Annotated in this window: 23 protein-coding genes; 12 read left to right on the plus strand and 11 right to left on the minus strand. The window is 66.6% G+C overall.

Going from position 1 to position 24,651, the window contains the following annotated elements:
- The 5 genes from AC1DWT_RS38145 to AC1DWT_RS38165 form a co-directional block, all read right to left on the minus strand.
- On the minus strand, nucleotides 1-662 hold a 662-nt coding region (locus tag AC1DWT_RS38145), incomplete at its 3' end, for a thiolase family protein (RefSeq protein ID WP_477924590.1).
- Nucleotides 595-2,442: an APC family permease gene (locus tag AC1DWT_RS38150; protein WP_095863085.1), complete on the minus strand. Its 1,848-nt coding sequence runs from the start codon at nucleotides 2,440-2,442 to the stop codon at nucleotides 595-597. The genes AC1DWT_RS38145 and AC1DWT_RS38150, both read right to left, overlap by 68 nt.
- Nucleotides 2,443-2,970: 528 nt before the next feature.
- Entirely contained in the window at nucleotides 2,971-4,122 is a 1,152-nt protein-coding gene (locus tag AC1DWT_RS38155) for an NAD(P)/FAD-dependent oxidoreductase (protein WP_072939281.1), read from the minus strand.
- Between the two features lie 25 nt (nucleotides 4,123-4,147).
- A complete protein-coding gene (pruA, locus tag AC1DWT_RS38160) occupies nucleotides 4,148-5,776 on the minus strand; it encodes an L-glutamate gamma-semialdehyde dehydrogenase (protein ID WP_095863084.1) in 1,629 nt (542 codons plus the stop codon).
- A 117-nt stretch (nucleotides 5,777-5,893) separates the two neighbouring features.
- Nucleotides 5,894-6,622: a FadR/GntR family transcriptional regulator gene (locus tag AC1DWT_RS38165; RefSeq protein WP_095863083.1), complete on the minus strand. Its 729-nt coding sequence runs from the start codon at nucleotides 6,620-6,622 to the stop codon at nucleotides 5,894-5,896.
- Between the two features lie 232 nt (nucleotides 6,623-6,854).
- Here AC1DWT_RS38165 and AC1DWT_RS38170 point away from each other — a divergent pair, with 232 nt between their 5' ends.
- The 8 genes from AC1DWT_RS38170 to AC1DWT_RS38205 all read left to right on the plus strand — a co-directional run bounded on the left by AC1DWT_RS38170 (nucleotide 6,855) and on the right by AC1DWT_RS38205 (nucleotide 14,382).
- A complete protein-coding gene (locus AC1DWT_RS38170) occupies nucleotides 6,855-8,309 on the plus strand; it encodes an AMP-binding protein (RefSeq protein ID WP_095863082.1) in 1,455 nt (484 codons plus the stop codon).
- A 38-nt stretch (nucleotides 8,310-8,347) separates the two neighbouring features.
- A complete protein-coding gene (locus AC1DWT_RS38175) occupies nucleotides 8,348-9,415 on the plus strand; it encodes an isocitrate/isopropylmalate family dehydrogenase (RefSeq protein WP_477924594.1) in 1,068 nt (355 codons plus the stop codon).
- 103 nt (nucleotides 9,416-9,518) lie between these two features.
- A complete protein-coding gene (locus AC1DWT_RS38180) occupies nucleotides 9,519-10,655 on the plus strand; it encodes an acyl-CoA dehydrogenase family protein (protein ID WP_095863080.1) in 1,137 nt (378 codons plus the stop codon).
- Nucleotides 10,656-10,684: 29 nt separating this feature from the next.
- Nucleotides 10,685-11,560 (plus strand): amidohydrolase family protein, encoded by an 876-nt coding sequence (locus AC1DWT_RS38185; RefSeq protein WP_095863079.1) that lies wholly within the window; start codon nucleotides 10,685-10,687, stop codon nucleotides 11,558-11,560.
- A gap of 28 nt (nucleotides 11,561-11,588) precedes the next feature.
- Nucleotides 11,589-12,035, plus strand: coding sequence for a VOC family protein (locus tag AC1DWT_RS38190; protein ID WP_095863078.1), 447 nt, complete (start codon nucleotides 11,589-11,591; stop codon nucleotides 12,033-12,035).
- A gap of 113 nt (nucleotides 12,036-12,148) precedes the next feature.
- Nucleotides 12,149-12,952: an NAD(P)H-dependent oxidoreductase gene (locus AC1DWT_RS38195; protein ID WP_095863077.1), complete on the plus strand. Its 804-nt coding sequence runs from the start codon at nucleotides 12,149-12,151 to the stop codon at nucleotides 12,950-12,952.
- Between the two features lie 7 nt (nucleotides 12,953-12,959).
- Complete coding sequence (locus tag AC1DWT_RS38200) at nucleotides 12,960-13,406, plus strand: VOC family protein (RefSeq protein WP_072939305.1); 447 nt, start codon at nucleotides 12,960-12,962, stop codon at nucleotides 13,404-13,406.
- Complete coding sequence (locus tag AC1DWT_RS38205; RefSeq protein ID WP_179377635.1) at nucleotides 13,393-14,382, plus strand: DMT family transporter; 990 nt, start codon at nucleotides 13,393-13,395, stop codon at nucleotides 14,380-14,382. Before AC1DWT_RS38200 ends, AC1DWT_RS38205 begins: the two co-directional genes overlap by 14 nt.
- A gap of 33 nt (nucleotides 14,383-14,415) precedes the next feature.
- Here AC1DWT_RS38205 and proC read toward each other — a convergent pair whose 3' ends face one another.
- The 3 genes from proC to AC1DWT_RS38220 form a co-directional block, all read right to left on the minus strand.
- Complete coding sequence (gene proC, locus AC1DWT_RS38210; protein ID WP_477924598.1) at nucleotides 14,416-15,384, minus strand: pyrroline-5-carboxylate reductase; 969 nt, start codon at nucleotides 15,382-15,384, stop codon at nucleotides 14,416-14,418.
- Entirely contained in the window at nucleotides 15,345-16,223 is an 879-nt protein-coding gene (locus AC1DWT_RS38215; protein ID WP_477924599.1) for an NAD(P)-dependent oxidoreductase, read from the minus strand. Before AC1DWT_RS38215 ends, proC begins: the two co-directional genes overlap by 40 nt.
- 284 nt (nucleotides 16,224-16,507) lie before the next feature.
- On the minus strand, nucleotides 16,508-16,960 hold the full coding sequence (locus tag AC1DWT_RS38220) for an Lrp/AsnC family transcriptional regulator (RefSeq protein WP_095863073.1): 453 nt from the start codon (nucleotides 16,958-16,960) through the stop codon (nucleotides 16,508-16,510).
- A 134-nt stretch (nucleotides 16,961-17,094) separates the two neighbouring features.
- Between AC1DWT_RS38220 and AC1DWT_RS38225 the strand changes: the two genes are divergently transcribed.
- Nucleotides 17,095-17,715: a LysE family translocator gene (locus AC1DWT_RS38225; RefSeq protein WP_095863072.1), complete on the plus strand. Its 621-nt coding sequence runs from the start codon at nucleotides 17,095-17,097 to the stop codon at nucleotides 17,713-17,715.
- Nucleotides 17,716-17,725: 10 nt separating this feature from the next.
- On the opposite strand, the gene AC1DWT_RS38230 is transcribed toward AC1DWT_RS38225, so the two are convergent.
- From AC1DWT_RS38230 to AC1DWT_RS38240, 3 genes are read right to left on the minus strand one after another with little or no spacing between them, the layout of a single operon-like run.
- Complete coding sequence (locus AC1DWT_RS38230) at nucleotides 17,726-18,724, minus strand: MBL fold metallo-hydrolase (RefSeq protein ID WP_095863595.1); 999 nt, start codon at nucleotides 18,722-18,724, stop codon at nucleotides 17,726-17,728.
- Nucleotides 18,725-18,729: 5 nt separating this feature from the next.
- Nucleotides 18,730-19,512, minus strand: coding sequence for an enoyl-CoA hydratase/isomerase family protein (locus AC1DWT_RS38235; protein ID WP_095863594.1), 783 nt, complete (start codon nucleotides 19,510-19,512; stop codon nucleotides 18,730-18,732).
- A 55-nt stretch (nucleotides 19,513-19,567) separates the two neighbouring features.
- A complete protein-coding gene (locus AC1DWT_RS38240; RefSeq protein WP_095863071.1) occupies nucleotides 19,568-21,184 on the minus strand; it encodes an AMP-binding protein in 1,617 nt (538 codons plus the stop codon).
- Between the two features lie 167 nt (nucleotides 21,185-21,351).
- On the opposite strand from AC1DWT_RS38240, the gene AC1DWT_RS38245 reads away from it, so the two are divergent.
- From AC1DWT_RS38245 to AC1DWT_RS38255, 3 genes are all read left to right on the plus strand, one after another.
- Nucleotides 21,352-22,206 carry a helix-turn-helix transcriptional regulator gene (locus AC1DWT_RS38245; protein ID WP_072939569.1) on the plus strand — a complete coding sequence of 285 codons (855 nt, stop codon included), beginning with the start codon at nucleotides 21,352-21,354 and terminating at the stop codon, nucleotides 22,204-22,206.
- Nucleotides 22,207-22,378: 172 nt separating this feature from the next.
- On the plus strand, nucleotides 22,379-23,737 hold the full coding sequence (locus tag AC1DWT_RS38250; RefSeq protein ID WP_477924603.1) for an MFS transporter: 1,359 nt from the start codon (nucleotides 22,379-22,381) through the stop codon (nucleotides 23,735-23,737).
- Nucleotides 23,738-23,788: 51 nt separating this feature from the next.
- Entirely contained in the window at nucleotides 23,789-24,586 is a 798-nt protein-coding gene (locus AC1DWT_RS38255; RefSeq protein ID WP_257015734.1) for an amidohydrolase family protein, read from the plus strand.
- The last annotated feature ends 65 nt before the right edge of the window (nucleotides 24,587-24,651 follow it).

Genomic DNA, 24,651 nt, shown 5'->3' on the forward strand with positions numbered 1-24,651 from the left:
TTGCCGGCGGTCACCGACCCGCCCTCCTCGAACGCCGGCCGCAGCTTCGCCAAGGTCTCGAGGGTGGTGTCGGGCTTGGGATGCTCGTCGACCTCGACCGTCTTGGGACGCCGGCCCCCGATCTGCACCGGGGTGATCTCCTCCGCGAACGCCGCCCGCGCGGCGTCGGTGGCGGCGCGGCGCTGGGATTCGACGGCGAACTCGTCCTGCTGCTCCCGGCTCATGTCGTACGTGCGGGCCACGGCCTCGGCGGTGCGGCCCATGTGCACCCCACCGAACGGGTCGGTCAGAATCGCGACGGTGCCGTCGACCAGTGTCCGGTCGCCGAGCTTGTAGCCGGAGCGCGCCGAGAAGTCGTAGAACGGCATCCGCGACATGCTCTCGTCGCCGCCGGCGAGGGCGAAGTTCACCCCACCCCAGCGCATCTGCTGCGCCGCCGACCACACCGCCTGCAGACCGGACCCGCACAGCCGGTTGACGGTGTACGCCGGCGTCTTCTCCGGAAGTCCGGCGGCGAGGGCGACGCGGCGGTCGGCGGGGCCTGTATCAACGTCGAAGGGGGCGGCACCGGTCGGCGCCGCCCCCTTCGAGGAATCACACCGGGACGACGTCGTCTTCGAGGTGATTTTCCCGCACTTCGTCGGTCTGGAAGCCGGAGGCAACCGACCAGTAGTAGCCTGCGAGGCCTGCGACCGTCACCGGGATCAGGTCCCAGCCTTCACCGAAGGCGGGGTGGTCGAGCGGCCCGTAGCTTCCGTAGAAGGACAGGAAGAGCACGGCCACCAGCAACGTGACGAACCAGGTCGACCGGGAAACATGCACGCGGCCAACGGTGTTACTCATCAGGTAGAGGACGATCCCGCCGACGGCGAGCACTGCCGTGCAGGCCACCAGATAGGCGGGGGTATCCCAGGCGCCTTCTCGCTGGCCGCCGCTGACCGTCATGAACCATCCACCCTGCCAGCTCACGAAGCCCCACGCCGCGAGGAATACTGCGGACCAGCTGTACGCGCGAGCGCGGGTGATCCAACCCTGTCGTACGGCGATGTATGCGACGTATGCCGGGGTACCCGCGAAGACCACGATGGCCAGGTTGAGGACGGTCGAGAAGCCGGCGACGTACACCAGGATCAGGGTTGCCACGAAGCTGGCGGGCGCCCAGAGTCCGGCATTTCGGAGGCGGAAGGGACGCGGCAGGTCCGGGGCGGTGCGGCGGAGAACCATCATGCTGGAGCTGCCGACGAGGTAGCTCAGCAGCAGTGCCACCGACACGATGGAGACGAGGCGGTACCAGCTCGGCAGCGGGAGCAGGAACAGGCAGGACACGGCGAAGGAGACGAGCAGCGACATCCACGGCACGGCGAATCGGTTCAGTCGCTGCAGCAGCGACGGTGCCATGTCGTGCTCGGACAGTGCGTAGGTCGACCGGGTGGCACTACCGAGGAACACCCACCCGGTTGCGGCAGGGGAGACGATCGCGTCGATCAGGAGCAGTGTGCCGAATCCGCCGAACCCGGCGGCGATCAGGGCCTGGAACAGTGGTGCCGATGCCCAGTCACTCGACAGCAGCGATCCCCATTGGCCCGGTGCCAGGCCGGCGGCGGCCCAGTCCAGTGCTCCGATGAACGCAACCTGGAGCAGCACGTAGACGACCATCGGGATGAGGATGGATGCGGCGATGGCGATGGGGATGTTGCGTTGCGGGTTCTTGCATTCGCCGCCGAAGTCGAGGACCTGGCGGAAGCCGAGGTAGGCGAAGGCGATACCGGTGGCGGGGATGGCGTGGAGGACGCCGTCGAAGCCCATGGCGAAGAATCCGGTCTCGGTGAAGTTGGAGCTGCGGAATGCGGTGAACAGCAGGATGAAGGTCAGCGTCGGGATCGCGATCTTCCACAGCGTGATCCAACGGTTCGCTTCACTGAGCATTTTGATGCCGAAGATGTTGAGGACGGTGAAGACGGCGAGGATGGCGACACCGGCGAGGATGCCCCTCGGCCAGGTCAGGATCTCGAGCCCGTCGACCTCGTGCATTAACCCGAGTTCAGGCCAGTTGCTGCTGACATAGGTCAGCACTGCCTGGGCCTCGAGGGTAGTGACCGCGACGGTGGCGATCCAGTACGCGCCGCCGACCAGCCAGCCGGTCATCATGCCGTGCGACAGACTCGGGTACCGGACCGGTCCGCCCGAGCGGGGGAGCATGGCGCCCAGTTCCATCCAGGGCATCGCGATGACACCGAAAAGTAGAGCTGCGAGTACCCAGGACAAGACTGCGGCCGGTCCTGCGGCCCCTGCGGCGGACAGAACGGCGAACAACCACCCGGAGCCGATCTGCGCACTCACACCGAGGAAGATCAGGTTGGTCAGGGACATCGAGCGCGTCAATTTCTCCGACGACGCTCCCGGGGCGGCGATGCCACCCGATGGTGCGGATGAAAGTGCCATGAGTTTCCTGTTTCGTGATCAGCGGCGCCGGCAGTTTCTTCGGCACATGAGCGCTGAGGGGAGGGAGGGCGGGGGTGCCCTGCATCCGGTTCGGATTCGAAATCCGAAGCGCCGGAGGAGGACAGATCGAAGATTACAGGGCGTTGGTGACGGAGAACACAGTCACCTGAGAGCGTTCATCCTGAGTGATGGCAGCGAGTGCATTCGCTTACCTCCGGAGTCGGAAGTGTTCTCGCCCTGTGACTCTGCCGGGCCGAAAGGGCGCGGACAGAAGGGGATCTGGGAGTCTTGCCACGTCGAGGACGGGCAACCTGGAGCGGGGAGATTACTCCCCGGCCAGAGGAAGGCAGCGAGTGCGTCATTGAACTTGCCGCCTCCCCCTGGCTTTTCGGGGTTGGGCGCGGCGATGGCGTGGTGCATTGTTGCCCGCACCATTCGCCGTGTCCGATTCTCGATGCGGCCGTCGGCAGGACTGAGGCCTGGCCGGTGACCTGGAGGGTTCGGGCGGGAGCCGTACCCCTACGCCGGTCAGAAGACCAGCGACACCGAATTCTCGATGGCACCGGTCTGGAATCGGGTCAGGGACAGCTCGGACAGGTCGATGCTGGTAATGGCCCCGGTGGTGACCTGCTCGGTGACGAGTCGACCGATCTCCGGCGCCTGGATCAGGCCGTGCCCGGAGAAGCCACATGCGTTGATCCACTGCGGTTCTCGTGGGTCGGCGCCGACGATGCCGTCGTGATCGGGGGTGTTCTCGTAGGTGCCCGCCCAGCAGGCGCGGCGATCGAGTGGCAGCTCCACCAGCCAGGGGAAGCGGTCGGCGGCCAGCGCCAGCAACTCCTCCATCCAGGGCCAGTCGATCGCGGTGTTGTATCCGTCGACCTCGGTGGGCTTGGCGCCGGCGAAGAGCAGTCGCCTACCTTCGCTGCGCATGTACACACCCGTCGCCAGGTCCACCGTCATCGGCACGTACGAATCGAGGGCGCCCTCGGCGGTGGCGTAGACGTTGCGGCGGGAATGCACCACGGGCACGTCGAGCCCTGCGAGACCCGCGACTTCGCCCGCCCAACCGCCCGCTGCGTTGATCACATGGCGGGCCGTAACCGCGCGGTCGCCCGCCGAGACGGTCCACAGCTCGCCGGCCTTGTCGATCGCGTCCACCGGTGCCTTGAAGAAGACGTCGGCGCCCTTGCCGCGAGCGAGCGCGAGGAAGGCGTTCGTCGCACTGTGTGGGTCGATCTGCCCATCGGCCGTCCCCCAGGTGGCCCCGCCGATTCCGGCCGGGTCGAAGGGGGTGATCTTCTGGGCCCGGTCGACGTCGAGGACCTCGACCGGGACACCGTGGGCGCGTTGGAGCTCGACAGCGTGGAGCTGACGTTCCCAGTTCGCTTCCGGCACAAGGAACAGGTACCCGTTGGGCTGGTACCCGATGTCGATGCCGTGCCGGTCCTGGAAGTCGCGATAGAAGCGGATGCTGCGCCAGGACAGCTCGGTGTTGAGGCCGTCGGCCCACTGCGCACGGACCGAGGCGAACGACAGCCCGGTGCTGCCCTCGGCGGCACCGGCCTTCGCCTCGAGCACGGCGACCTTATGCCCCTGCTGGGCCAGGTGGTGTGCACAGCTGGCACCGATGATGCCGGCTCCGACGACCACGACGTCGTACACGGTTGGATTGGTCATGACGTTTCCTGTCGTGAATCGGACGTTACTTCTCGAGGTGGGGGTAGCGGTAGTCCGTCACCCTCAGGTGGTTTTCCTTCGTGGTCCGCGGGCTGGCGAAACGAATCAGGTTCCACACCGTGCCGGCCTTGTCGTTGGTGCCCGACGCGCGCGCACCGCCGAACGGCTGCTGGCCGACGACGGAGCCGGTGGGCTTGTCGTTGACGTAGAAGTTGCCTGCCGTGTACCGCAGGGCGGCGTCGGCCTCTTCGACCGCGCGACGATCCTCGGCGAACACGGCGCCGGTGAGGCCGTACGGCGTCGAGGTGTCGACCAGACGCAGTACGTCGTTCCAGTCGGAGTCCTCGTACACATAGGTGGTCAGAACCGGGGCGAAGATCTCCTCGGTGATCAGCGGCGAGTGGGGATCGGTGACCTCGAGAATTGTCGGGTCGACGAACCAGCCGACGCTGTCGTCGGTGTTACCGCCGACGACCACGGCCTTCTCGGCGCGAGCCCGCGCGAGGATCTCGGTGTGCTTGGCGTGCTGGCGGCCGTTGATGACGGCGCCGACGTAGACCTCGGGGTCGGTGGGGTCGCCGACCTTGATCTGTTCGGTCAGCGCGATGAGCCGATCCTTCAGGCGCGGCCACAGACTGCGCGGCACGTAGAGCCGGGAGGCAGCCGAGCACTTCTGGCCCTGGAACTCGTAGGCGCCGCGGATACAGGCGACTGCCAACGCCTCGAGATCGGCGCTCGGGTGGGCCAGGATGAAGTCCTTACCACCGGTCTCGCCGACCACTCGCGGGTAGTTGCGGTACGTTCCGACGTTCTTGCCGACCTCCTGCCACATGTGCTGGAAGGTCCCGGTGGAACCGGTGAAGTGGACGGCGGCGAGGTGTTCGTTGCCGAGGGCGGTGGGGCCCACGTCGCCGCCGGTGCCGTAGACGACATTGATGACACCGTCCGGCAGACCGGCTTCACGCAGCAACTGCAGAGACAGGTGGGCGACGAGCGAGGCGCTCTCGGCCGGCTTCCACACCACGGTGTTGCCCAGCACTGCGGGCCCGAACGCGAGGTTGTTCATGCACGTGAAGTTGAACGGGGTGACCGCGAAGACGAAGCCCTCCAGCGGCCGGTACTCGATTCGGTTCCACGCACCTGCCTGCGAGCCGGGCTGCGTCTCGTACATGTCGAGCATGTTCTTGACATTCGCGCGGATGAAATCGACTGTCTCGCAGGCGGCGTCGATGTCGGCCTGGTAGGTGGTCTTGGACAGTTCGAGCATCGTCGCGGCGTTGAGCTTGGCCCGCCACGGGCCGTGCTCGAGCATGTCGGCTGCCTTGAGGAAGGGGGCGACCCGCTCCTCCCAGGGCAGGGTGCCCCACCACCGGGCCGCATCGAGCGAGGCGTCGATCGCGGCCTGGGTCTCGGACGGGCCGGCCAGGTCGAGCTCACCGAGCTTCTGCGAGTGGTTGTGCGGCGCCTGGATGGCCATGGTGCGGCCGGTGCGGACCTCCTTGCCGGCGATGTTGCTCGCGACCTGGAAGTCGGTGTTGCGGATCTCGTCGAGCGCGGCGGCGATCTCCGCGCGCTCGGTCGAGCCGGTAGCGAAGGCGTAGGGATCGGTGGGGCCGATGGGAAAGAGGCCGGTACGGCCGGCGGAAATATTCATCAATCGTCTCCAGAGGGGGTGGTCGATGGTCTGACCAACGGTCCCATAGTGGTACGAGTGAGTCAATGCACAGCAGTTAACGGTTTGTTACGGCGGCCACTAAGTTTGTTAACGGCGTTACGAACGCCAGCGCCGCAGATGCCCTGCCATCGCCGCGCGGGCACCGTCACCGTCACGCGCAATGACCTTGGTGAGCAGCTCGATCACTTCGTCCCGCAGCAGCTCCGGGCTCGACGCGCTCGGCTCGACCTGCGCGAAGCTACGGGCGAGTGCGTCGTGGATGCCCGCCGAGATCGCCACGCGGACGGCATTGTGGGAAAGTCTCGGCAGCAGTTCGTGGACGGTCAGATCCAGGGCGCGCACCCGGTCCCAGTCGGTCGAGCCGGAGGAGCCCAGTTCGCGCACCTCGTCGAGGATCGTCTGCAGGCCCGCCATCTCGTCGTCCGTGGCCCGCCGGGCCGCCAGCTCAGCGTTTTCCTGCTCGAAGTCGATGCGGTAGTCGGTGAGGTCCTCCTCGGACACGGACTCGAACGCGAGGAGCATCGCCAACGCCGAGCCCATCAGGCCCGGGTCCGGGGGGTTGAAGAATGCGCCACCGCTGCCACCGAGACGTATGGTGATCAGCCCATGCGCCTCGAGTGTGCGCAGAGACTCACGGACTGTGGTCCGGCTGACCTGCAGCAACCGGGCCAACTCCCGTTCGCTCGGAAGCTTCTCCCCCGGGGCCACCCCGCCGGTCAGCAGAATCTCGCGAAGCTTAGCGACCACGTCGTCCACTGACGTCGTGCGGACCGCGGGTGAGAGCAGCGACTCGAAGTCGGCGCCGAAGGGAGAGGCTGTGGACATGGCGTATGTGTATCACAGCGGCGCCCGAGGTCATCAGCCCCAACGGGGCATGTCGACCGACACGAGACATAAGTTTCGCTTACCGCTGACGCTAGCTGAGGGCCGTTCTCTTATCTGAATCCGTCGGCGACCATCGACTGTGCAACCAGCTCCAGGGAGCGACCTTCCACCGCCCGCGGCCAGCCCGTTCGCGGTGTGACGACGCCCTGCCCTCCAGCCCGGAAGAGACGACATGAGCACCACGAACCTCGCCCAACTCCTTCTGCAACGGTCATCGGATCGACCCGATCTCCGGGTGGGCACCGTCGACGACCAGATCCTCCTGTCCGACGCGGTCCGCATCGCCGCCGCAGGTGCGCAGGAACTGCAGGAACTGGGCATTCGGCGTGATCAGCGATTGGCCATCGTCGCGAACAACTCCACCGAGTACATGCTGGTGTGGATGGCGTGTCTGCTCTCGGGCACCCCGGTGGCCCTGGTGAACCCCACGTATCCGCCGGAACTGCTCGCGCAGATGCTCGAGCGCCTGGATCCGGCCGCCGTGTTCACCGACCTCGACACTCTCCCCGCGACGATGCGCACCTTCCCACTGTCGACGGCTCGGGAGTGGGCACCGGTCGACCCGCAGTCCAGCCCCGGCCTCGACGCTGCACCGTCGGACCTCGCCTCCTTCATGCACACCTCCGGAACCACCGGGCTGCCGAAGTTCTGCGCCCAGACCCACGAGTACTTCCTGAGGTTGGGTTCGGCGATGGCCGAAGCCCTCGACCTGCAGGCAGGCGACCGGATGCTCGCTCCGCTGCCACTGTTCCACATCAATCCGATGGGATACGGCATCATCGGCGCCCTGTGCGCCGGCGCCGACGCCCTGACAGTCCGGAAGTTCTCGGCCAGCGGCTTCTGGCCGGCTGTCCGCGAGCACGGGGTGACCGCGCTGGCGCTGCACGCACCGCCCGTGGAAATCCTCAAGCGCGCCACGACGACCGCCGACTCCGGTGAACACAGGGTCCACACCATGTTCTACGCCGACCGGGAATTCATGTCCCGCTTCGGCATTCCCGTCGCCGTATCTGGATACGGCTCCACCGAGGCAGCCGGAGTGAGCCACCTGCACCGCTGGTCACTCACCGATGAATCCGAGATCCCCTCCAACGCCAGTCGATTCGGCGGACAGACCCGAGCCGACGTCGAGGACCATCTCGACGACGACGGTCAGATCTACGTACGCGAGAGCGCGCCGAACACCCTGTTCGCCGGGTACTTCCGGGACGGCGCCGTCGACCCGAGCCGCGACGAGGACGGCTGGTTCGCCACCGGCGACCTCGGCCGACGCGACGACCAGGGTGGCCTGGTGTTCCTCGAGCGGGCGGCCGAAAGCATCCGTGTCAAGGGCGAGTTCGTGCCCATCCCGTACGTCGAGGAACGACTCGGCACGATCGACGCTCTCACCGACCTCGCATTGTGGAAGAAGCCCGGTGAGCTGGTCGACGACGATGTCGTCCTCTACGTGGTCGCCGACAGCGTGCCGCTCGAGTCCATCCGCGACGCCATCGCCGATTTGCCGGTGTTCATGCGTCCCGCGCACATTGCGCGTGTGGCGACGATTCCCCGCGACGCCGCCGCCGGCAAGGTTCAGCGTCGGCTTCTGCACGAGCAGCAGGTCCTGTCCTGGACCGCGATGTCCTGACGGCCCACGATCCTCCCCTCCGCGAAAGGACGCACCCCATGACTGTCATCGCAGTTCTGCCCGGCGACGGGATCGGCAGTGAGATCCTCGACGGGCCGCTCGAGTTTCTCCGCCGGCTCGCCGCCGCCGGTGCTCCGCTCACGCTGACCGGGCCGTTGCCCTACGGCACCGCCGGTTGGCAGGCGACCGGTTCGATCCTCCCCGAGGAGACCATCGAGGCGTGCCGCAGTGCCGATGTCGTGCTCAGCGGGGCGGTCGGAACGCATCCTGGGGTCGCCGCCGAGGAGTGCCCCAATCCGGAGGCGGCGCTGATTTCCCTCCGCAACCTGTTCGACCTGCGGGTCAGTGTCCGCACGGTGTGGGTTCCACAGCTGAGCGAGGATGTCACCATCGTCCGCAACATCACCGGCGGCGCGTACGCCGATCCCAGCGAGCGCGAGGAGAGCGGCGGTGTCAGCGCCGCGGTCGACCAGCTCCGGCTCCTGCCCGCTCGTGTGGGCGAAGTATTGGAGTTGGCGGCCGGGTTCACCGGAGATGCTCCCGGGCGCCGGTACATCAGTGTCGACAAGGCCAGCGTCTTCGCGACCTCACGGCTGTGGCGTGCCACTGCCGAACAGGTCGCCGACCGGACCGGGGTTGCGTTCGATCACGTCAACGTCGATCGCGCAGCCTACGAACTGGTCAGTTATCCGCAGCTGCCCGCTGTGATCGCCACGGAGGGCATTTTCGGCGACATTCTCTCCGATATCGTCTGCGCCCGGGCCGGCTCCCCCGCTCTGTGCGGATCCGCCACGATCAACCCCGACCGGAACTTCGGGTCGGGCATCACCGCACTGTTCGAACCGGCACACGGATCCTCACCACACCGGACCGGCACCCGCCGCTCCAACCCGACGGGCGCCTGGCTCGCGCTGGCAGCACTGCTCGACTGGTGCCCCGACCTGCGGCTCCTGGGCCGGGCAACCAGGATCCGCTCGGCGCTCGAGGTGGTCCACCGGTCGGGTGTGCGCACCTACGACCTCGCCACACCCGAGCAGGAACTCGTCGACATGGATGGCTACAACGCGCGGATTCTCGACGAACTACACGCCCTCCAGCCTGCCTGAGGGTTCGGGGTGCGGGAGTCATCCCGATGAACCGTCCCGGCCACCCATCCRACATCAACCCTGACTCATCACCGATACCGAGATCACGAGCAAAGGCCGAACCATGAGTTTCTGGAGATACCTGGTCGACGAGAAGATCGCCGCCCCCGCACGCCAATTCAGCGACGACGTGGTCAAACCCGTCGCCGACGAGATCGACCACCAGGATGTGTATCCGGTGTACCTGGTCGAGCAGACAGCGAAGCTGGGCTGGAACGCGATGACCCTGCCGACCCGGTACGGCGGCCAGGGCGAGTCGATGGAGAACGCCCTCGGGGTCTTCGAGGAACTCGGAGCCGGGTCGGCGAGCCTGGGAGTCTCGCTGATCACGATCCTGCAGAGCAGCAAGATCATCGAACTCTACGGCCGCGACAGCCTCAAGGAACGGGTCCTGCCGCGGTATGCGCACGGCCTGCGCGCCTCCTACGCGCTGACCGAGCGCGGGCACGGCAGCGACATCCGCACCCTCGACACCAAAGCCCGCGGCAACGAACGCGACGGGTGGGTGCTGACCGGGGAGAAGGCATTCATCACGTCCGGGTCGCGTGCCGAGTTCTTCGTCGTGCTGGCCGAGACCCCGGTCGGGGTCTCCACGTTCGCGGTCGATCGCGACGCCCCCGGTGTCAGTACCCGGCAGACCCGGGAAGCGCAGACCTTCGGGCTGCGCAACGGCCCGCACGTCAACCTCGTCCTCGACGACGTCGAGATCCCCGGGGACGCCCTGATCGGTGTGGAAGGCAATGGGCTGCGGCAGGCCCTGGTCACCTTGTCGAACAGCCGCACCCTCGCTGCGGGCATTTCACTGGGCATCGCCCGCGCTGCGTTCGACGACGCGTTCGCGTACGTGCGCACCCGGCCCGCGTTCGACGGCAACGTGATCGACTTCCAGGGCATCCAATGGTATTTCGCTCAGGCCGCCGCGGAGATCGATGCCGCTCGACTCGTCACCTACCAGGCCGCCCGCGACCTCGACTCCGGCGGGGACTACCAGCGGTCCTCGTCCGCGGCGAAATTGCTTGCCGCCGAACTGGCCACGAAGGTCGCGAGTATGGCCGTGCAGGTCTGCGGGGCGACCGGTACCCAGGAAACCTCACCGTTCGGACGCTACTTCCGCGACGCCAAGGCCTACGAGGTGGCCGGAGGATCGTCCGAGGTCCTGAAGAACACCATCGCCAAGACCCTGATCAAGTCGGCCCGCTGACCGAACGCCGAGAGCGAGGATAGACACCCATGGATTTCGGAACGGACAAAGTCGACCAGGTGTGCCCGGCGCCGGACCCAGCCCCGCACGCGCCGCGACGGTTCGCCCTGCCCGCAGGCGCGGTGGATACCCACGCGCACGTCGTGGGGCACTCCTTCGTCCCCGAGCGCAGCTACACCCCGCCACCGGCATCCGCCGGGCAGTACCTGTCGATGCTCGACGCCGTGGGAACTACCTACGGGGTGCTGGTGCAGATCAGCGTGCACGGCACAGACAACACGGTAATGCTCGAAGCCGTCGAGGGGGCCCGTAACCGGCTGCGTGCGGTCGCCGTGGTCGCGCCCGACGTCGACGATCGCACGCTCGCCCATTTGCAGGACTCGGGTGTCGTGGGGTTGCGGCTCAACACCCTGTCGGGCGGCGGCATCGGCCTCGACCAGCTCGCCCGGTACGACGCCATTTGCGCGGAGATGGGCTGGCACCTGCAGTTCCTCACCAACACAAGGCATCTCGCCGCCGCGGCTGCAAACCTGCGCACGCTGACCGTGCCCTACGTGGTCGATCACATGGGCGACTTCGACGTCGCCGCCGGTGTCGACGCACCCGAATGGACACAGTTTCTGAAACTGATGGCAGACGGCGCGTGGGCCAAGCTGTCCGGGGCCTTCCGGATGGCGCGAACGGCGGACTATTCCGACACGATTCCGTTCGCGCAGAGCCTGATCGAGGCCGCACCCGACCGCTGTGTGTGGGGTTCGGACTGGCCGCACGTCGGGTTCTGGGGACAGATGCCCAACGTCGGCACCCTTCTGGATCTGCTCCCTGACTGGGCACCGGACCCCGCGACCCGCGAGGCGATCCTCACCACCAACGCCCACCGGCTGTACGGATTCACCCACCCCTGAGCACCGCTCACCTGAAAGGGACGCCATCATGACTCCACCGTTCGACGCGGTGCACCACGTCTGCATCGTCGTGCCCGACATCGACGCTGCGATCGCGTTCTACGAGAAGGTCGGCATCGGCGGATGGCAGGATTTCCCGCCGCTCAGCGCATTCACCGACCTCGACGTGCCGGACCTGGATGCCTTCCTGGACCTGACCTACAAGTACACCGACGCCCCGGGACTCCAGCTGCAACTGTGTGAACCCGGACCCGGCAACTCCCCGCAGCGACAATTCCTCGACCGCACCGGCGGCGGAGTCTTCCACATCGGCTTCGTCGTCGACGACGTCGACGCAGGAGCCCAGGCCGCTCGCGCCGTCGGACTCGAACCGTGGATGTACGGGCGCCGCCCCGACTCGACCGGATTCGCCTACCTGCAGACACCGCCGTCGGCCGGAGTAACCCTCGAGATCCGGCAGAGTCCGAACTCCTGACGAACCGGCCCGGCCGCCCCAAGCGCCGGGCCGGTTCGCTTGACCTCACCACGACCAACATGAGACCGTTGGTCAGACCATCGACCACCTTTCCCTATCGAGAGAGACAACCGATGAACATTCTCGTGGTCTTCGCGCACCCCGAGCGCCGCTCGTTCTGCGGTGCCCTCAAGGACACCGCGGTCCGGACCCTGACCGACCTCGGACACGAGGTGACCGTTTCCGACCTCTACGCCATGAAGTGGATCGCCGAACTGGACAGCCAGGACTTCACCGGTGAGCGAGTCGACGCCGACTACCTGGATCTTTCCCGCGAACAGGAGCATGCCTTTGCCACGCGGACGCAGGCGTTCGACATCGAGCAGGAACAGCGCAAGGTGGCCGAGGCCGATCTGATCCTCTTCCACTTCCCGGTGTGGTGGTTCTCGATGCCGGCCATTCTGAAGGGGTGGGTGGACCGGGTGTTCGCCCGAGGCTTCGCCTACTCGGCCGGCCGCAAGTACGGCAAGGGTCACTTTTTCGGAAAGAAGGCGATGATCTGCCTGACAACCGGGACCGATTCGACGCTGTACGAGCCGAACGGCATCGACGGCGACCTGCTCCACGTGCTGTGGCCCATCCACAACGGGATCCTCGCCTACACCGGCTTCACCGTACTGCCGCCGTTCGCGGCCTGGATGCCCGGCCGGGTCAGCGCCGACGAGCGGCAGGGCTACCTGGACGGATTTGCGCGACACCTGACGGCCATCGAGGAGGCCGAACCGTTGTTCTTCCACCCCTGGGAGGACTACGACGAAACCCAACGTCTCAAGCCCGGCATCAAGGCCCGCTCCGGCATCCAGTGGAACCCACGCGCCGGCCAGACATTCGAGCAGGCCGCACACGAGTACGACCAGCGCATGGCGACAGAAAGGTAATCGCCCCATGACCAGTGAATTCCAGCACCTGCATCACGTCTGCGTCGTCGTGGCAGACATGGACCGGGCCGTGGCCTGTTACGAGTCCCTCGGGATCGGCCCCTGGCACCCGTTTCCGTCGCTCGAGGCGTTCCGCCCCGACCTGCAGGCCCCCGATGTCGACGACTTCATGAAGCTCGAGTACCGGTACGCCGAACTCGGAAATGTACAACTGCAGCTGTGCTGCCCGCCCGAGGGCAACACGCTGCAACGCCGGTTCCTCGACGAACACGGCGAAGGGGTGTTCCACCTCGGATTCTCCGTCCCCGACGTCGACGCGGCCGAAGCCCGAGTCACCGCCGCCGGCCCGTCCCCGAAGTTGCGGGGCCGGTTGCCCACCGGCGCCGGCTTCACCTACTTCGATACCGACACCGCAGGCGCGGGAGTCACCCTGCAAGTCCGTGCTGCTCGCTAACCGCCGAGACCAAACCCGGCATCTCCCTCCCACCCTCCAACTCGGCCTCGGCGCGGCGGCTCTCGCCGGCTCGGGGATCTTCATCGTCCTCGCTTCCGTGTCGACCGCCACGACGATTCTGGTCCGATACCTCATCGCGGTCCCGATTCTCGCGGCTCTCGCCTGGCACGACTACCGCAAGCACGGCCCGCTGCCTCGACGGGTGCTGACCGTGCAAGTGGTCGCCGGGGTTCTGTTGGGTGTAGACATGGCGATGTGGGCGCAATCGGTCGCCCTCGTCGGAGCCGGCGTCTCCAGCGTCCTGGTCAACATCCAGGTGGTCGTCGCTCCCCTGCTGGGGCTGTGCATCACGGGCAAACGGCCGTCGAAGGCCTACATCGTCGCGGTCCCGTTCCTGCTGTCCGGAGTGGCCCTCACCACTGGTATCGCGCAGCCCACGGCCGACCTCCACACGATCGCGTACGGATCCGTGCTGGCCCTGGTCGCTGGGATCTGTTACGGAGCCTACGTCTTCGCGATCGGTGCCTGGTGCCCACCGAATCGCGCTTCCTCGCAAGTATTTTGCTCGTCCGTCGTCGCGTGGGCGACCGGCACGGTGCTCGCCCTCATCTGGGATCCGGTCGACCTGTCCCCCGGGTGGGCCGCAGTGGGCTGGCTCGCCGCACTCGCGATCGTCGGGCAGGTCGCCGGCTGGATCCTTGTCGGCGTGTCTCTGCCGCGCCTCACCCCTGGGGTGGGAGCCAGCCTCCTGATGCTCCAACCGGTTCTCGCCGTCGTCTTGGGCGTCGTGGTCCTCGGCGAGCGCCTCTCCCCCACCCAGGTCGTCGGTGTCGTCGTGGTCACCCTCGCGATTCGGGTGGTTGCGATGCCGCCGCGGAGGGTGAAACGTCCGGTCGGCGGGGAGGAGCCCGAAGTGATCCCCCACGGCGACTCGGCCCGCAGCGTGCCGGATCCCGAGGTCCGCACGCGCTCGTAGCGGCGGTGCCGCCCCGGGCAGGCGGCACCCCGCTCAGTGCTGGTCAGCGGACGCCGGAGCCAGGGGTGGGCGCACGATGCCGGACAGTTCCAGCGATCGGTCACGTGCCGCGGTCAATGCTCCTCGGAACGTTTGCCGAATGTCGGATTGTTCGAAGACCTCCAACGCCGCTGCCGTTGTCCCCGCCGGCGATGTCACAGCCGCCCGCAGTTGGACCGGGTCGGCGTCACCGAGCATCGCCGACGAGCCGGCCAAGGTTCCGGTCACCAACCTGTCCGCCGTTGCCCGGTCCAGTCCCAGCTTCATCGCCGCGTCGATCATCATCTCCGCCACGAGGAACACGTACGCAGGGCCAGAACCGGAAACTGCAGTGACGGCGTCGAGTTGATCCTCGGGGACACGCAGTACCTCACCGACAGACTCCAACACGGACTCGACCAGCCGCAGATCGCGCTCGGTTGCCGCGCCGCCACGCGCGATCGCAGTGACCGCCGCGCCCACCGTCATCGGGGTATTCGGCATCGCGCGTACCACCGGCACCACAGAGGGAAGAAATTGCTCGATTCTCTTGGTGGCCACCCCTGCCACCACCGACAGCACGACCGGACGGCGAGTCGATCCGTGCAGCGCCACTCCGAGGTCGGGCAACACGTCCTTGATCTGCTGCGGCTTCACCGCCACCACCAGAACGTCACACTCCTTGGGAAGATTTCGCATATCGGCAACTCGTACCCCGTGCCGATGCGCGACCTCGAATGTCCGTTCCATAGTGCGACCGATGACGGTGATCGATTCAGCGGACGTCCCCGCTCGACACAGTCCTGCTACGAGTGCCTCGCCGATCCGGCCGACACCAATGACGGTTACTCTCACGCACGAAGTTTCCCACGACATACTCTGTCGCACTATGCGTCTCGGGTACCGCCCGCAGAGAAGTCCGCTTAACGGACTGGTTGAGCGTGTCAGACAGTCTCGGATGCCCGAGCCGAGTTCAACAGCCATGCGATGGTCGAAGCCACATCACCTGCGGCGAGCTGTCCAGGGCCCTTGTCCTTCAATGCCGCTGAGGTCAGAGCGAAGCGCGCCTCGGTGCCGGCCAGAACCACCGACGGGCAACCCATCTCCGCAAGTTGGGCGCGGGCCCGCTCCACCTCGTGCATCCGACGCTCGGCGTGCTGAACATGGCTGGTGATCAGCATCTCCAAGAAGGGAACGAACCCAATGGTGTCGACATCGGTCAATACGTCGTAGAGATTGTTGCGGAGGCCCTGCTGCTCGGCGGCCATGAAACACTCGACGACAAGTGATTCGAGACCCTTGGTCAGGATCGTACGCAGAAGCTTGATTGCGGCGGCGTCACCCGCCCGGCCGCCGGCCATCGTCTGCACCGGCGCCCCGAACTCTGCGAACTCGGCGAGTACTTCTCCGGCCTTCTGGCCCGCAGCCAGCAACGCGGTGCGCGATCCGGTCAGCGTCACCGACCCCATGATCACGGCATCGACATACTCGATGCCGTGCGCTGCAAGGGTCGCCGAGCACTCGCGCTTGTCGTCCGGCGACGCAGTCGTCAGATCGACTACCACGGCGTGACCGGGCAACTTTCCGATCAGAGATGTAGTAATCGTCTTCACCAGGTCTCCGGACACACAGATCCACACCCGGTCCACGTCGCCGACGGCCTCGTCCGGCGAGAGATGGAGCGCCGCCCGAGTCTGATCGGCGACTGCGGTAGTCGCAGCCGACGGACGAGGGTCCACGAGCACGAGTTCGTAGCCGGCGGCCGCACAGGCCAGGGCATACGCACGCCCAACTTCCCCACACCCGATAATTGCAACCTTCACGACGCGTCCTACTTTCCTTAGCCTTGAGTTGCTTCGAGGATGGCACGATCAGTGGCCGATGCGGCAGACGATTTATCTTTCGCCGGCGCATGACAATGCTTATCGGTCGGCCGATTCCACGTTCGCCGAACACCACCACGCGGGTTCTCCCGAGTCGCGTCGGCGGGGACGTTGTCGCGCTACACCACTTACGCTCGAGGAGGTCGTGCCGAGCGGCAGATTTCGTCTGCCGGCCGTGAGCAGTCCAGCCAGTCCCGCCCGCGCCCACTGAACTCTCCCAGCCCTCACAGGGGCAGTGGCCGGTTGTCGGAAACGCTCTTCATGACGAGGGTGGAGCTGAGGCGCTGGACGCCGGGGAGGGTGGCGAGGCTTTCGTCGTAGAGCGCCTGGAAGCCGGGGAGGTCGCGGGTGATGACCCGCAGAAGGTAGTCGGGGTCGCCGAACAGCCGTTGAGCCTGCAGGACATGGGGAATGGCAGCTACGGCCTGTTCGAATGCCTCGATGGTGTCGCGGTCGGCAGCGCGCATGGTGACGAAGACGAGCGCCTCGAATGTGAGTCCCAGCGCGTGGGCGTCGAGCTGCGCGCGGTAACCAGTGATCGCGCCGGAGCTCTCCAGTGCGCGCAGCCTCCGGTGGCAGGGCGAGATGCTGAGGCGGACCCGGTCGGCGAGTTCGGTGAGGGTGAGTCGACCATCTTGCTGGAGTTCAGCAAGGATTTTCCTGTCAACGCTGTCCATGCGGAAGATTCTTCCCCAAACGTGGGGTGTTCAGGGAATCTTTGGCAACACTTTCTCCTCCATTATTTCTAGTCTTTCTTATCGGAACCGCTGGGCGTTCTGGTGTTCCGCGAGAGTGAAGGACTAGGGAGATTATGGCGATCGGTACCGTTGCCGCGTTCTGGGCGGTTTCTTTTCTGTTCGTGCTGACGCCTGGCGCGGATTGGGCGTACGCGATCGCGGCTGGGTTGCGGCATCGCACCGTGGTGCCGGCGGTCGGTGGTCTGTTGTCGGGGCACCTGGTGATGACCGCGGTGGTGGCGGCCGGCGTCGCTACGCTGGTTTCCCGCTCGCCCTTGGTGCTGACCGCGTTGACCGGGGTCGGGGCGGCGTACTTGGTGTGGCTGGGGATCACGACGCTCGCAAAACCTTCGGCGCCGCCGCAGGCCGGTCCCGAGCAGGCACCCGAATCGTGGGTACGGCAGGCCGTCAAGGGCCTGGGGATCAGCGGGCTGAACCCGAAGGTGTTCCTGCTGTTCCTGGCTCTGCTTCCGCAGTTCACCGACGCGGGCGCGCGGTGGCCGCTCGCGCTGCAGATTTTGCTGCTCGGTTTGGTACACACGGCCAGCTGCGCCGTCGTCTACACCGGGGTGGGGGCAGGTGCGCGGGTGGTGCTACGCACCCGCCCCGCCGCAGCGCGGGGTGTGACCTGGATTTCCGGTGCCGCGATGATCGGAATCGGGGCCGTGCTGCTGGTCGAGCGGGTGGTCGGATAGGGCTCGTTCATCACGGCCGCGCTGGACCTGTGGGTGCCGGGGACTGCCATTCCCGGGGGAAGGGCACCGGCAGCGTTCCCGGCGTGACCGGGGTGTGCTCGGCCGCCGCGTACAGCCGCATGTTCCGAACGACCACGGCACCACCGCGCACCATCGTCTCGACCAGTTCGGCGGCAAGCGCCTCGGGGGTGAGGCGCAGCAGCCGGCCTGCGTCGACGAGCCAAGCACGGGCATGCAGGTAGGGCTCGACCTCGTCGGCGGAGATTCCGTCACGAATCATCAATGCGAAGGCGAAGATTCGCCGAATTCCGTACCATACTGCGCCGTCCGGGTCGTCGACGAGGCGTCGCGCCCGGCGCCGTGCACTGGCCAACGCCGCGCCGGGGTCGGCGGGAATCGGTCCGTGCACGGGCAGCAGCACCCGCGGCTGCAGGTCGGTCAGCCGGTGGAGCGACTGCAGGGCCGCGTGTGCCGCGTCGGGGCCGTCGAGGGCACTGTTGACCCAGCCGACGTCGTAGTCCGACAACGCATCTCCCACAACCAGTAGCCGTTCCTCAGGCTGCCACAACGCCAAGTGGCCCGGGGTGTGGCCGGGGGTGCGGACCACCTCCCAGTCGGCGTCACCGAGCCGGAGCACGTGCCCGTCGTCGACCGGCTCGTCGACGGTGTAGGGAGCGACCGGCTGGTCGAGGTACTCCGCGAGACAGCAGCCCGGGTCGCGACGCGCGACGGCGTCGGCGTCCGGGGCGCTGGCCGCAATGCCGGCGCCCCTCGCCTGGAGCAGCGCATTGCCTCCGACATGGTCGGCGTGCCAGTGCGTGTTCACGACTCGGGTGAGGTTGTTGCTGTGTGCCCGCACCCAGTCGGCTGTCTGCTGCGCGTGTCCGACGAAGCCGCTGTCGACGAGCGCCGCTTCCCGCCCGTCGATCAGCAGTAGGTTGGCATCGGGGAAAGGCCGATGCTGCCAGATCACCCAGTCGGGCAACCGTTCTGCGCCATTGGTGTCCACTCCGGTCACCAGTCGGCGGGGCGGCCCTTGAGCTGTTCCCAGTACCGGCGGTGGGCGCGCCGGGACGGCTCGCTCGTCATGCCGGCGGCCAGTTCCTTCCGGTCCAGTGGGTCGGACAGGTCCGCGATGTCACGCAGGGTCGGGGCCTGCAAGGCTTGCTTGGTATAGGCGTAGTTGTCGATGCAGTCCTCGGGGGTCAACTCGGCGAGGGCGACGGCCCGGTCAAGTAGTTCGTCGGCTGGCACCACCTCGTGCAGAATCCCCATTTCGTGTGCCTCGTGCACGGAGAAGATCTCCCCCTGCAGGCAGGTCCGGGATGCCACCGGCTGCCCCCAGGCGTACGCCAGCATCCGCAGATATACCGCCGGCATCGGGATCCCGATGTTGACCTCGTTGATTCCGAACCGGGCCTCGCCGGCGGCGGCGACCGTGCGATCGCACACGGCGGCGGTGATGAGACCTCCGGCGAAGGCGTGTCCGTTCACCGCGGCCACCGTCGGTCTCGGGTAGGTGAACAACCGGATATTGGTTGCCCGATAGTCCTGGAACCAGGATGCGACTGCTGCCTCGTCGCCGGCGAAGAGCCGGAAGTGCTCGGCCAGGTCCAGGCCGGCGGAGAATCGGGTGCCGGTGCCGGTCAGCACCACCGGCGACTGTGAGTGGTCGCGTTCGAGTCGATCGAAGGCGTCGTGCAGGTCGGCGAAGAAGGCGCGGTTCTGCGCGTTGACCGGGTTGGTGTTCATCGTGACGACGGCGACGCGACCACGTCGTTCGATTGTCCAGCTCATCATGTCCTCCGTTTGGCTTGTCGTGAATGTTGTTCGAGTATGGGCGTGTTCGGGTCTACAACCCGAGGATCTGGAGAGCTTGTTCGCGCAGTTCGACCTTGCGGACCTTCCCACTGACGGTCATGGGGAACTCGTCGACGCAGTGCACGTAGCGCGGGATCTTGTAGTGCGTGAGTCGGCCCGTGCAGAACTCCCGGAGGTTGTCGGCGTCGATCTTCTCGGCGCCCTCGCGTAGCCGCAGCCAGACCATCAGCTCTTCCCCGAACTTGTCGTCGGGAACTCCGATCACCTGGGCGTCGAGGACGTCGGGATGGGTGTAGAGGAACTCCTCGATCTCCCGCGGGTAGATGTTCTCCCCGCCGCGGATCACCATGTCCTTGATCCGTCCGGTGATGGCGACGAACCCGTCCTCGTCCATGACCGCGAGGTCGCCGCTGTGGATCCAGCCGTCAGCGTCGATGGCCTTGGCGGTCTTGTCGGGTTCGTTCCAGTAGCCGAGCATCACCGAGTAACCGCGGACACACAATTCACCGGACCGTCCTCGTGGCACGGCCTCGCCGGTCTCAGGATCGACGACCTTGACCTCTACGTGCGGGTGGGCGCGGCCGACGGTGGACACCCGCCGGTCCAGGGAGTCGTCCACCCAGGTCTGGGTGGAGGCCGGGGATGTCTCGGTCATTCCATACGCGATCGCCACTTCCGGTGCCCACGCCGTGACCTGCTTCATGATCTCCACCGGGCACGGTGAGCCTGCCATGGCTCCGGTGCGTATCGACGAGAGGTCGTATGAGCTGAAGTCGGGGACGTCGAGCATGCTGATGAACATCGTCGGCACTCCGTATACCGAGGTGCATTGCTCCTGCGCACACGCCGTCAGCGTGGCGACGGGATCGAACGACGGTGACGGAATGACGACACACGCGCCGTGCGTGCTGGCCCCGAGGTTGCCCATGACCATGCCGAAGCAGTGGTAGAACGGCACCGGCACGCAGATCCGGTCGAGTTCGGTGTAGCCGAGCAGCTCGCCGACGAAGAACCCGTTGTTGAGGATGTTGCGGTGCGAGAGGGTGACACCCTTCGGCGACCCGGTGGTTCCCGACGTGTACTGGATGTTGATCGGATCGTCCGGTGACAGGACGGCCTGCACCTCGGTGAGCCGTTCGGACGAGGCCTGATCTCCGCGGATCAACAGTGACGCCCACTCGTCGCTGCCGAAAATTACCACCCGATCGAGCCCCGGGCACCGGGGCGAAACCTCTGCGACCATCGCCTCGTAGTCGGAGGTCTTGAACGACTGGACCGCGAACATCAGCCGGATCCCCGCCTGGGTGAGGACGTATTCGAGTTCGTGGGAGCGGTATGCGGGATTGAGGTTCACCAGGATGGCACCCACCTTCGCCGCCGCGAACTGCACCAGCACCCATTCAGGGCAGTTCGGGGCCCAGATCGCAACCCTGTCCCCGGGGACGATCCCCTCCTCGAGCAGGGCAGAAGCCAGCGCATCGACGTCGGCGCGGAGACCGGCGTACGTCCACCGCCGGCCCGTGGGAACGTCGACCAAAGCCTCGCGCTCGGGAAATCTCGAGGCGGTCCGGTCGAAGTTGTCGCCGATCGTCATCTCGAGCAGCGGCCGCTCGGTCGGACCGACGGTATGACTCAGCCTGATGTCCATGTGTGTTCCTCCGTTCTGGGAGGTATGTGACCCGTGAAACGAACGGAGCGGGACCCCCGAAGGTAGGTCGGGGATGTCGTACCCACCTTCGTGGGTACGACGTTGCCACGGCGTGACGGCACTCACTAGCCTCGGGATCAGATGTTTAGTTGGAGGCCGACGTGACCATGTCATTCGAAACCGATACGCCGATCGAACGGCGCATCCTCGCGCGCTCGCTGGAGACTCTCCGAAAGCACGCCGGAATGGACATGGTGTTCGGTGGGCCGGTGCATCACGGGGCAGCGGCGATGGAGATCACCGACCTGACCGGGGTCCGCACCCGCTCGGCGGTGAACCTGGTCGTCCGCAACGGTGAGGGACTCGGCGGCAAGGCGCTGATGCTCGCCCGCCCGGTGTCGGTGGCCGACTACATCTCGTCGCAAGGCATCACCCACGTCTACGACCACGCCGTGCGACCGGAAGCGATCGAGACCCTGGCCGCGCTTCCGATCATCGTCGACCGCACGCCCCGGATCCTGATCTACCTGGCGGCCCGCACCCATGTGCGCCTGGGCGACCGCTGGTTCGACAGCTTCACCCCGCTGGTCCGGCGGCTCGAACGCGACATCGCGGTCGAGGACGAAGTGCGGCGACGGCTGAGCCTCATGCGCACCACTGCCGAGGCCGACCGGGCGACGCTCAGTCGCGCCGACCTGTACGACATCGCTCAGGAACTGACGAACCTGGCCGACCAGATCGAGGACGAGACCCTGCGCGCCAAAGTGGAGGCCGTGGGGAACCGGTTTGCGCCCGTGCTGGGGTCTGCCAGATCGCAGGAACCCCCCACGCTGCTGCGGCCCCGCGAGGTCGACGTGCTCGAACACGTCGCACGCGGGCTGAGCAACCGTGAGGTCGCCGAGGCCCTCGGTCTGCTGCCCAACACCGTCAAGTCCTACCTCAAGAGCGCCATGCGCAAACTGCACGCGACCAACCGGGTGCAGGCGATCCTCGCCGCCCGTGAGCGCGGTCTCCTCCGCTGACCCGTGCGAACGCGGGACTCGGCACGCCCGAACCGTACCCACGAAAGTAGCTGCCCGGGAGGGCAACCCACTTTGGGGGGTGTAGGACCCGATGTAACGGCGCTCACACTGCTCGTCGTACCTCAGCTCCTCCGCCAGCGGGCGGATGGGCCCACCGAGCAGGAGATCTCAGATGTCCCGAACCGTCGACCCGGTAACGAGCCCACCGACCACCCCGATGCGCCGTGTCGCCATTGCCAGCTGCACCGGCACCACCATCGAGTTCTACGACTTCTTCATTTACGGCACCGCGGCAGCACTGGTCTTCCCGAAGGTCTTCTTCCCCGCCCTCGGCACCGCCGCCGGCACCGTCGCGTCCTTCGCCACGTTCGCCGTCGCGTTCGTCGCCCGGCCCCTCGGAGCCGCGATCTTCGGCCACTTCGGTGACCGGATCGGCCGCAAGAAGACACTGGTCAGCACACTGCTGCTGATGGGGATCAGCACCGTCCTCATCGGACTGCTCCCCGGTGCCGCCACCATCGGTGTGGCCGCACCGATCGCGCTGATTGCGCTGCGGATTGCGCAGGGCCTCGCCGTCGGCGGTGAATGGGCCGGGGCAACCCTGCTGGCCACCGAATACGCCCCCACCGGCAAACGGGGCCTGTACGCGGTATTCCCGCAGCTGGGACCGTCACTGGCCTTCGCTCTGTCCAACGGCACCTTCCTGGCGGTCAACGTCTTCGTCGGCGAAACCTCGCAGGCGTTGCTCGACTACGGCTGGCGGATCCCCTTTATCGCCAGCGCACTCCTCGTGCTCATCGGCCTTTATGTCCGGTTGAAGGTGGAGGAGACACCGATGTTCGCCCGTCAGGCCACCCAGAGTCGCCACACCGGCGCGGGCCCGCTCCTCGGGGTCTTCAAGAACCAGCCCCGTGAGCTGCTCGTTGCCGCCGGATCCCTGGCGATGATGTTCGCGTTCTTCTACATCGGCACCGCATACCTCACCTCGTRCGGCACCGCCACCCTCGGCCTGAGCCGCACCACAGTTCTGTCCCTCGGACTCCTGGCCGCCGCCGTCTTCTGCGCGGCAATCATCCTGTCCGCCATCTACTCCGACCGAATCGGCCGCCGCAAGTTGGTGCTCGCCTCCTGCATCGTGGCCATCCCCGGAGGATTGGTGCTCTTCCCCCTCCTCGACACCGGCTCCCCGCTCGCGTTCCTCGCCGGCCTGGCCCTCGCCCTGGTCATCATGGGCGTCTCCTACGGTCCCGCGGGGGCACTGCTCCCGGAGATGTTCCACACCGAATACCGCTACACCGGCGCCGGTATGGCGTACGCGATCGCCGGCGTCATCGGCGGCGGCACCGCACCCATGCTCGCCGCGGAACTGACCTCTCGATACGGCAGCACCGCCGTCGGGTGGATGCTCGCCGGGTTCGGCCTCCTCAGCTTCGCCTGTGCCCTCGCCCTGCCCGAAACCCGGCACCGCGCCATGGAGGACACCGGAACCGGCAACAGTCGGGCGGCTCGCCCTATTCCCGAAACCGCCTGAGAAGGAATCACTTCGAGAGGCAGCATGTTGACCAACACAATCGACACTTGGATGCAGCACCCGACCCAGCGATGGCTCGACATGCCGTTCCTGGACTCCCTGCGCCACTGGTCGAAGGGAACCATCCCCGAAACCGAACCGCCGGTGTCGTGGACGATCGACCGGATGGACGAGGCCGGCGTCGAACTGGGCCTGCTCAGCGCCTGGCACGCCCCCGCGGGACCGCTGATCAGCAACGACGAGGTCGGGGACATCGTCAAACGCCACCCGGACCGCTTCCTGATGGTCGCCTCCGTCAACCTCCACCAGCCGATGGAGGCGGTACGAGAACTGCGCCGATGCGTCGAGGAGTACGGCGCCTGCGCCCTGCGGGTCCTGCCGTGGCTGTGGGACCTGCCTCCGGACGACCGCCGGTACTACCCGCTGTACGCGGCGTGCTGCGACCTCGACATCGCCTTCTGCACGCAGATCGGGCACACCGGCCCGCTGTGCCCCTCCGAACCCGGCCGCCCGATCCCGTACCTCGACCACGTGGCCCTCGAGTTCCCCGAACTACGGATCATCGCCGGCCACATCGGAGTTCCGTGGACGGGTGAAGCCATTTCGCTGGCCACGAAGTACCCGAACGTCTACATCGACACCTCCGCGTACAAGACCTCCCGCTACCTGGCGGAGATCGTCGACTACCTCCGCGGGCACGGCCGGAACAAGGTGCTGTTCGGCTCCAACCACCCGGCCTGGCCGGCCCCCGACTGCCTGTCCGGGTTGGACAAGCTCGAGCTCGATGAAAAGACGCGTGCAGCGTTTCTGCGCGAGAACGCAATCCGCGCATTTGACCTCCCGTCCTGACCACCAAACCCACATCGAGGAACCACTTTGTTCACCAACACCTTCACCGAGACCTTCGGGATCGA

It is taken from the genome of Rhodococcus sp. P4_B6, assembly GCF_056402215.1.